The sequence below is a fragment of the Vibrio sp. A1-1 genome (assembly GCF_021728175.1).
Lineage (GTDB): Bacteria > Pseudomonadota > Gammaproteobacteria > Enterobacterales > Vibrionaceae > Vibrio > Vibrio diabolicus.
In genome coordinates, this window is the sequence record NZ_JAKKCL010000027.1 from 22,571 (window position 1) to 31,385 (window position 8,815).

Annotated in this window: 8 protein-coding genes; all 8 read right to left on the bottom strand. The window is 45.9% G+C overall.

From position 1 onward, the window contains the following. Positions 1-84: 84 nt before the first annotated feature. Positions 85-4,113 (bottom strand): DNA-directed RNA polymerase subunit beta, encoded by a 4,029-nt coding sequence (gene rpoB / locus L3V30_RS22995; protein WP_005397275.1) that lies wholly within the window; start codon positions 4,111-4,113, stop codon positions 85-87. A 252-nt stretch (positions 4,114-4,365) separates the two neighbouring features. Then, positions 4,366-4,734, bottom strand: coding sequence for a 50S ribosomal protein L7/L12 (rplL, locus tag L3V30_RS23000; RefSeq protein ID WP_005397273.1), 369 nt, complete (start codon positions 4,732-4,734; stop codon positions 4,366-4,368). A 57-nt stretch (positions 4,735-4,791) separates the two neighbouring features. Then, complete coding sequence (gene rplJ / locus L3V30_RS23005; RefSeq protein ID WP_005397270.1) at positions 4,792-5,286, bottom strand: 50S ribosomal protein L10; 495 nt, start codon at positions 5,284-5,286, stop codon at positions 4,792-4,794. Between the two features lie 293 nt (positions 5,287-5,579). Beyond that, the gene (rplA, locus tag L3V30_RS23010; protein WP_005384683.1) at positions 5,580-6,281 is read right to left on the bottom strand and encodes a 50S ribosomal protein L1; all 702 of its coding nucleotides are present in this window, start codon (positions 6,279-6,281) and stop codon (positions 5,580-5,582) included. A gap of 4 nt (positions 6,282-6,285) precedes the next feature. Further along, positions 6,286-6,714, bottom strand: coding sequence for a 50S ribosomal protein L11 (gene rplK, locus L3V30_RS23015; protein WP_005384682.1), 429 nt, complete (start codon positions 6,712-6,714; stop codon positions 6,286-6,288). Positions 6,715-6,878: 164 nt separating this feature from the next. Next, positions 6,879-7,427: a transcription termination/antitermination protein NusG gene (gene nusG / locus L3V30_RS23020; RefSeq protein WP_005384681.1), complete on the bottom strand. Its 549-nt coding sequence runs from the start codon at positions 7,425-7,427 to the stop codon at positions 6,879-6,881. A gap of 13 nt (positions 7,428-7,440) precedes the next feature. Next, a complete protein-coding gene (gene secE / locus L3V30_RS23025) occupies positions 7,441-7,821 on the bottom strand; it encodes a preprotein translocase subunit SecE (protein WP_005397258.1) in 381 nt (126 codons plus the stop codon). A 266-nt stretch (positions 7,822-8,087) separates the two neighbouring features. Next, the coding region (locus L3V30_RS23030) for an EF-Tu/IF-2/RF-3 family GTPase (protein ID WP_267136974.1) at positions 8,088-8,815 on the bottom strand (728 nt) is incomplete at its 5' end.

The following is an 8,815-nucleotide window of genomic DNA, read 5'->3' on the forward strand; positions in this document are numbered from 1 at the left end:
TTAAAAGGAGCTCACTCGCTAAAGTGAGCACCTTCTTCCAAATAATCGCTTTGATTCTCTCGACTTTCATCAAGAGAGAAAGGATTACTCTTCGTCTTCTAGCTCGATGTTGATACCTAGCGAGCGGATCTCTTTCAACAGTACGTTGAACGATTCTGGCATGCCAGGTTCCATGCTGTGGTTACCGTCTACGATGTTCTTGTACATCTTAGTACGGCCGTTAACGTCATCCGACTTAACCGTTAGCATTTCTTGTAGCGTGTAAGCAGCACCGTATGCTTCTAGTGCCCATACTTCCATCTCACCGAAACGCTGACCACCGAACTGAGCTTTACCACCTAGTGGCTGCTGAGTTACTAGGCTGTACGAACCAGTTGAACGAGCGTGCATCTTGTCATCAACAAGGTGGTTCAGTTTCAGCATGTACATGTAACCAACAGTTACAGGACGCTCAAACGCATCACCTGTGCGACCATCAAATAGCGTTAGCTGACCTGATGTTGGTAGATCTGCTAGCTCAAGAAGTGCTTTGATTGACTCTTCTGGAGCACCATCAAATACAGGAGTCGCGATTGGTAGACCGCCACGCAAGTTCTTGATCAGAGTACGTACTTCATCATCAGATAGAGAAGCAATGTCTACTTTCTGGCGAGTGTCGCCTAGGTCGTAAACTTTTTGTAGGAACTCACGGAATTTCGCTAGTTCTTGCTGCTCTTTAACCATCTGGTTGATCTTGTCACCGATACCTTTCGCTGCCAGACCTAAGTGTACTTCTAGGATCTGACCGATGTTCATACGCGAAGGTACACCCAGTGGGTTAAGTACGATGTCTACAGGCTGACCTTTTTCATCGTATGGCATGTCTTCAACAGGGTTGATCTTAGAGATTACACCCTTGTTACCGTGACGACCCGCCATCTTATCACCAGGCTGAATGCGACGTTTAACCGCTAGGTAAACCTTAACGATCTTCAGTACGCCAGGTGCTAAATCATCACCTTGAGTGATCTTACGACGTTTAGTTTCGAACTTCTTATCGAAGTCAGCTTTTAGCTCGTCCCACTGCTCAGCAAGTTGCTCAAGCTGAGTTTGTAGTGCGTCATCTTCTAGCGTTAGCTCTAGCCACTTCTTACGATCAGTCGTGTCTAGTTTCGCTTCAGAGTAACCGCCTTCAATCAATACAGCTTTAACACGGTTTAGAAGGCCACCCTCAAGAATCTGGAATTCTTCAGTTAGGTCTTTCTTCGCTTCTTTAAGCTGCATCTGTTCGATTTCAAGCGCACGCTTGTCTTTCTCTACGCCATCGCGAGTGAAGACTTGAACGTCGATGATCGTACCTGATACAGAGTTAGGTACACGTAGTGAAGTATCTTTAACATCAGATGCTTTTTCACCGAAGATAGCACGTAGTAGCTTCTCTTCAGGCGTTAGCTGAGTTTCACCTTTAGGTGTTACTTTACCAACTAGGATGTCGCCACCCTTAACTTCAGCACCGATGTAAACGATACCTGACTCGTCTAGTTTAGACAGAGCAGATTCACCTACGTTTGGAATATCAGCTGTAATCTCTTCAGAGCCCAGCTTAGTATCACGCGCCACACAAGTAAGTTCTTGAATGTGGATTGTCGTGAAGCGGTCTTCTTGAACTACGCGCTCAGATACTAAGATCGAGTCTTCGAAGTTGTAACCGTTCCAAGGCATGAACGCGATACGCATGTTTTGACCAAGCGCTAGCTCACCTAGGTCTGTCGAAGGACCATCAGCAAGCACGTCACCGCGTGATACAGGTTCACCTGGCATCACACATGGGCGTTGGTTAATACATGTGTTCTGGTTAGAACGTGTGTATTTAGTCAGGTTGTAGATATCGATACCAGCTTCACCTGGTACTAGCTCTTCTTCGTTTACTTTAACAACGATACGAGAAGCATCTACTGACTGGATTACACCACCACGTTTCGCAACTGCAGTTACACCTGAGTCAACGGCTACGTTACGTTCAATACCAGTACCAACAAGCGGTTTGTCAGCTTTCAGTGTCGGAACTGCCTGACGTTGCATGTTCGCACCCATCAATGCACGGTTCGCATCATCGTGTTCTAGGAACGGGATAAGCGATGCAGCGATAGATACAACCTGGTTTGTCGCAACGTCCATGTACTGAGCGTGCTCACGAGGGTGTAGACCAGATTCACCTTTCTGACGAGCTGTGATCAGCTCATCTGCAAAAGTACCATCTTCGTTTAGCTTAGCGTTCGCCTGAGCGATAACAAATTGGCCTTCTTCGATTGCAGATAGGTAATCTACTTCGTCTGTTACTACGCCATCTACAACGCGACGGTATGGTGTCTCTAGGAAACCGTACTCGTTACAACGCGCAAACGCAGATAGAGAGTTGATCAGACCGATGTTTGGACCTTCAGGCGTTTCGATAGGACATAGACGACCGTAGTGAGTTACGTGTACGTCACGTACTTCGAAGCCAGCACGTTCACGAGTTAGACCGCCAGGACCCAATGCAGAAATGCGACGCTTGTGCGTTACTTCTGATAGCGGGTTGTTTTGGTCCATGAACTGTGAAAGCTGTGAAGAGCCAAAGAATTCTTTAACTGCCGCAGAAATTGGCTTCGCGTTGATCAAGTCTTGAGGCATGATTGCGTCAAGATCGCCTAGGCTTAGACGCTCTTTAACTGCACGCTCAACACGTACTAGACCTACACGGAACTGGTTCTCAGCCATTTCGCCTACAGAACGGATACGACGGTTGCCTAAGTGGTCGATATCGTCCACTTCGCCCTTACCGTTACGGATCGCGATCAGCTTCTTCATCACTTCGATGATATCAGTTTCATCAAGTGTACCTTGCTCTTGAGCATCTTCACGGCCGATTGAGCTGTTGAACTTCATACGACCAACAGTCGATAGATCGTAACGCTCTTCAGAGAAGAATAGGCTTTCGAATAGAGCTTCTGCAGCTTCTTTTGTTGGCGGCTCACCAGGGCGCATCATGCGGTAGATTTCTACCAATGCAGAAATACGATCAACCGTGCTGTCGATACGTAGCGTTTCTGACATGAATGGACCGTGGTCTAGATCGTTCGTAAATAGAACTTCTAGCGCTTTGTGGCCAGCCTGAGATAGGTTCGCTAGTGCTTCCAGGCTGATTTCCTGGTTAGCGTTAACAATGATCTCGCCAGTTGCTTCATTAATGTAATCTTTTGATGCAACTTTACCTACGATGTACTCAACTGGTACTTCGATGTGATCAACACCATCTTTTTCTAGTTGGCGGATATGACGAGCTGTTACGCGACGACCTTGCTCAACGTAAACTTTACCATTCGCTTCGATGTCGAATGACGCAGTTTCACCACGTAGACGATCTGGAACCAACTCCATCAATAGAGTTTGGTCTTTCACTTCGAAGTTCACTTTCTCGAAGAAGAGATCTAGGATTTCTTCTGTCGACTTACCTAGTGCACGAAGAATGATCGATGCTGGTAGCTTACGACGGCGGTCGATACGAACGTACAAGTTATCCTTAGGATCAAACTCGAAATCAAGCCATGAACCACGGTAAGGAATAACACGTGCGTTGTATAAAACTTTACCTGAAGAGTGGGTCTTACCCTTATCGCTGTCGAAGAACACGCCTGGGCTTCGGTGCAGCTGGGATACGATAACCCTCTCGGTACCGTTAATTACGAAGGTACCATTGTCTGTCATGAGTGGAATTTCACCCATGTAGACTTCTTGTTCTTTAATGTCTTTTACAGTACCTGCTGGCGCGTCTTTATCAAAGATAACTAGGCGTAGTTTTACACGTAGTGGCTTTGAGTAAGTTACACCGCGGATTTGACATTCTTTAACGTCAAAAACTGGCTCACCAAGACGGTAGCTAACGTATTGCAGCTCAGAATTGCCGTTGTAGCTCTGAATCGGGAATACAGAACGGAAAGCGGCTTCAAGACCGTATTGACCTTCAGGATCCTGTTCGATGAATTTGTCGAACGAATCGAGCTGGATCGATAGCAGGTATGGAATGTCCAAAACTTGTGGACGAGTACCAAAGTCCTTACGGATGCGCTTTTTCTCGGTATAAGAGTAAACCATGGGGTTCCTCAGCTCGCTGATAAGTGACCCAAACTGTCCGCCCGCTCCTAGTTACTTAAGGGGGGTAAGGGACAGTGACTAATATAGCTGTTTACTGTAGTGACATTTCATTTCGTAAGAATGAAATGTTTTTTGCATGGATATCAGGCGCTTAAACAGCGGGAAAATTCGCCTATACCCTACAGCGCAAAAAGGCCGGTGGTTAAAAAACCACCAGCCAATTAGCCGTTAGGCTAAGAAACTATGCAATAATTACTTAACAGCAACAGTTGCACCAGCTTCTTCTAGCTGAGCTTTAAGAGCTTCAGCTTCTGCTTTCTCAACACCTTCTTTAAGAGGTGCTGGAGCGCCGTCTACAAGAGCTTTAGCTTCTTTAAGACCTAGGCCAGTTGCGCCACGTACTGCTTTGATTACAGCAACTTTGTTACCGCCAGCAGCTTCTAGGATTACGTCGAATTCAGTTTGCTCAGCAGCAGCTTCGCCGCCAGCAGCGCCGCCAGCTACAACAGCAGCAGCAGCAGAAACACCGAATTTCTCTTCCATTGCTTCGATTAGTTCAACAACTTGCATTACAGACATTTCTGCAACTGCGTCTAGGATTTGCTCGTTAGTAATAGACATAACAATTCTCTTTTAAGTCAACAATAAGTTTATTAAGCAACCAGTAAAAAGCAAGGCTTATGCCGCTGCTTCTTGTTTTTGATCGCGGATAGCTGCGATAGTACGCGCCAGCTTGCCAGCCGAAGCTTCTTTCATGCACATCATTAGGCGTGCAATTGCTTCGTCGTAAGTTGGTAGTGTTGCTAGTACTTCAGCGTCAGTTAAAGCGCCTTCATAAGCAGCAGCTTTGATCTCGAAATCTTTGTTCTCTTTAGCGAAGTCTTTGAAAAGACGCGCTGCAGCACCTGGGTGCTCATTAGAGAATGCGATTAGTGTAGGACCAGTGAAAGTGTCAGTTAGACACTCGTACTCAGTACCTTCAACCGCACGACGAGCAAGAGTGTTACGAACAACTCTCATGTAAACGCCAGCTTCACGAGCTTGTTTACGTAGAGAAGTCATCGCGCCAACTTGAACGCCACGAGAATCAGCTACAACTGCAGAAAGTGCACCACTGGCAGCTTCGTTGACTTCAGCAACAATTGCTTTTTTGTCTTGAAGGTTTAAAGCCATCTTGGATTTACTCCTGGTTGTCGTTACACCACTCACTATCATCACGACAGTGAGAGCTATTGAGGTGCTTCCCCAGAAGAAAGTTAACTATATTACATAGAGCTTTCTGTCAGTTCGGGCACCATCTACGTAGGATAATTAAGTTTGCTTTTACACAAACACCTACGGTCTTGGACGGAGACTGGGTCTTAATTCATTTCGAACTAGGAGACAGTTCAAAGAACCAAAGTTCAGCCCCAACCACAAATATTAGGCGCAAAATTATACACTAATTTTGCGCCTAAGCAAATAAATTATGCTTGAGTGTTCAGGCTAGCCTGATCAACAGCAACACCAGCACCCATAGTAGTAGAGATGCTTACTTTCTTCAGGAAAGTACCTTTCGCTGAAGATGGCTTAGCTTTCTTCAGAGCAACTAGAAGTGCTTCTAGGTTCTCTTTGATCTGCTCAGCAGAGAAGTTTGCTTTACCGATAGTAGTGTGGATGATGCCGTTTTTGTCGTTACGGTAACGAACCTGACCAGCTTTAGCGTTTTTAACTGCTTCAGCAACGTTAGGAGTTACAGTACCAACTTTAGGGTTTGGCATAAGACCGCGAGGACCTAGGATAGTACCTAGTTGACCTACAACGCGCATTGCATCTGGAGAAGCAACAACTACGTCAAAGTTCATTTCGCCTTTCTTAACTTGCTCAGCAAGATCTTCCATACCTACGATGTCTGCGCCAGCTTCTTTAGCTGCTTCAGCGTTAGCACCTTGAGTGAACACTGCAACGCGGATTTCGCGGCCAGTACCGTGAGGTAGTACAGTTGCACCACGTACGTTCTGGTCAGATTTACGAGCATCAATGCCTAGGTTAACAGCAACGTCTACAGACTCAACGAATTTCGCAGTCGCTAGTTCTTGAAGAAGAGCAACAGCTTCGTTGATTTCGTATTCTTTAGTTACGTCAACTTTTTCGCGGATTACGCGCATGCGCTTAGTTAGTTTTGCCATCTTATTAACCCTCTACCACTAGGCCCATTGAACGAGCAGTACCAGCGATAGAACGCTTCATCGCTTCGATGTCAGCACCAGTCATATCAGCAGCTTTAGTTTCTGCGATTTCTTGGATTTGAGCGTCAGTTACAGTACCAACTTTTTCAGTGTTTGGACGACCTGAACCAGACTTAACGCCAGCAGCTTTCTTAAGAAGAACTGCAGCAGGTGGAGTCTTAGTTACGAACGTGAAAGAACGGTCGCTGTATACTGTGATAACTACTGGAGTTGGTAGACCTTTCTCAATAGATTCTGTTTTTGCGTTGAACGCTTTACAGAATTCCATGATGTTCACACCGTGTTGACCTAGTGCAGGACCTACTGGTGGACTAGGGTTAGCCATACCAGCAGCAACTTGTAGCTTGATGTAAGCTTCAACTTTCTTAGCCATGATAATTCCTAAGTTTGGGTACAAACGCTAATCGCGGATCAGCTCCCCGTTTGTGTAAGAAACTTTTTACTTCACTTGAAGTAAAAAGGCGCGAAATTATAGTCATAATCCGCGCCTTATACAACCCTAAAAAGGTGATTTTTTATACTCTTTAACGAAGAGTCTTAGTCCAGCTTTTCAACCTGACCAAATTCAAGCTCAACTGGTGTCGCACGACCAAAGATCGAGACAGACACTTTCAGGCGGCTCTTCTCGTAATCCACTTCTTCAACAGTACCGTTGAAGTCAGCAAATGGACCTTCGTTAACACGTACCACTTCACCCGCTTCGTACATTGTACGTGGACGAGGCGCTTCACTCGCTTTCTCAAGACGATTAAGAATCGCGTCAGCCTCTTTATCCGTGATAGGTGCCGGACGGTCTGAGGTACCACCAATGAAGCCCATGACACGCGGCACACTGCGTACTAGGTGCCATGATTCATCGTTCATAATCATCTGAACAAGGACGTAACCTGGGAAGAACTTACGCTCAGATTTGCGACGCTGACCCGCGCGCATTTCTACTACTTCTTCAGTAGGAACCAGTACTTCACCGAATAGCTCTTCCATGCCGTGCATTTTGATATGCTCGCGCAGAGATTGAGCTACACGACCTTCAAATCCAGAGAAGGCTTGAACCACATACCAGCGTTTTTTTGGAGCTTCACTCATGAATAAAAACCCTCTATACCCCAGTTGCTAGAGCTACTAGACGAACCATAATTCCGTCAATACCCCATAGCACTAGAGCCATTACAATACTTACAGCTAAAACGATCAGTGTTGTTTGCATGGTTTCTTGGCGAGTAGGCCAAACAACTTTACGTACTTCCATACGCGATTCTTTTGCAAAACTGATCGCTGCTTTACCTTTAGTCGTTGTTGCTGCAACGCCTAAGGCAGCTGCAATAAGAACAACAACGCCTGCAGCACGAACCACTACAGACATTTCACCATACAGGTAATTACCCACAACAGCGGCAGCTGCCAATACGAAAGCGGCTAACCACTTAAACGTATCTGCTGCGTTTGAGCTATCAGGAGTTTCAGCATTATTTGCTTTCATAAAACCAACCTGTTACAAGTCTTAATATAGACGACAACAACCCCGCTGTTGCAGGGCAAACTCCATATCGCTGAAAAAATCAGCGTACTCTTCTTAAGATTAAGCATCTTTGCTTAATCTTGCTCTGCGCCCAACCCACTTCTGAACAAGAAAACAGCAAAAATAATGTTGAGTGCAGAAAAAGGGCATCAAATGATGCCCTTTTTGCTACTGGTTCGTCAAATCTAATTCAAGATTTTCCGAAAGCATCGCTAATTCGCTATGAATTAGTCGAAGATCTTAGCAACAACACCAGCACCTACTGTACGGCCACCTTCACGGATCGCGAAACGTAGACCTTCGTCCATTGCGATTGGTGCGATTAGCTCAACAGTCATCTGTACGTTGTCACCTGGCATTACCATTTCTACGCCTTCTGGTAGCTGGATGTCACCAGTTACGTCAGTTGTACGGAAGTAGAACTGTGGACGGTAGCCTTTGAAGAATGGAGTGTGACGACCACCTTCATCTTTAGACAGTACGTATACTTCTGATTCGAACTTAGTGTGTGGAGTGATTGAACCAGGCTTCGCTAGTACTTGACCACGTTCAACTTCGTCACGCTTAGTACCACGTAGAAGTGCACCAACGTTCTCACCTGCACGGCCTTCGTCTAGAAGCTTACGGAACATCTCTACACCAGTACATGTTGTAGTAGTTGTTTCCTTGATACCTACGATAGCAACTTCGTCACCTACAGTTAGGATACCACGCTCGATACGACCAGTTACTACTGTACCACGACCTTGGATTGAGAATACGTCTTCGATAGGCATTAGGAATGGCTGATCTACCGCACGCTCTGGCTCAGGGATGTAAGTATCTAGCGCTTCAGCTAGTTCAACGATTTTCGCTTCCCACTGCTCTTCGCCGTTTAGTGCGCCTAGTGCAGAACCTTGGATAACTGGTAGGTCATCACCTGGGAAATCGTATTCAGATAGAAGTTCACGAACTT

Bases quoted from the DNA above. Each gene is read 5' to 3' on its own strand.
- rpoB (WP_005397275.1), bottom strand. From the start codon at position 4,113: ATGGTTTACTCTTATACCGAGAAAAAGCGCATCCGTAAGGACTTTGGT.
- rplL (WP_005397273.1), bottom strand. From the start codon at position 4,734: ATGTCTATTACTAACGAGCAAATCCTAGACGCAGTTGCAGAAATGTCT.
- rplJ (WP_005397270.1), bottom strand. From the start codon at position 5,286: ATGGCTTTAAACCTTCAAGACAAAAAAGCAATTGTTGCTGAAGTCAAC.
- rplA (WP_005384683.1), bottom strand. From the start codon at position 6,281: ATGGCAAAACTAACTAAGCGCATGCGCGTAATCCGCGAAAAAGTTGAC.
- rplK (WP_005384682.1), bottom strand. From the start codon at position 6,714: ATGGCTAAGAAAGTTGAAGCTTACATCAAGCTACAAGTTGCTGCTGGT.
- nusG (WP_005384681.1), bottom strand. From the start codon at position 7,427: ATGAGTGAAGCTCCAAAAAAACGCTGGTATGTGGTTCAAGCCTTCTCT.
- secE (WP_005397258.1), bottom strand. From the start codon at position 7,821: ATGAAAGCAAATAATGCTGAAACTCCTGATAGCTCAAACGCAGCAGAT.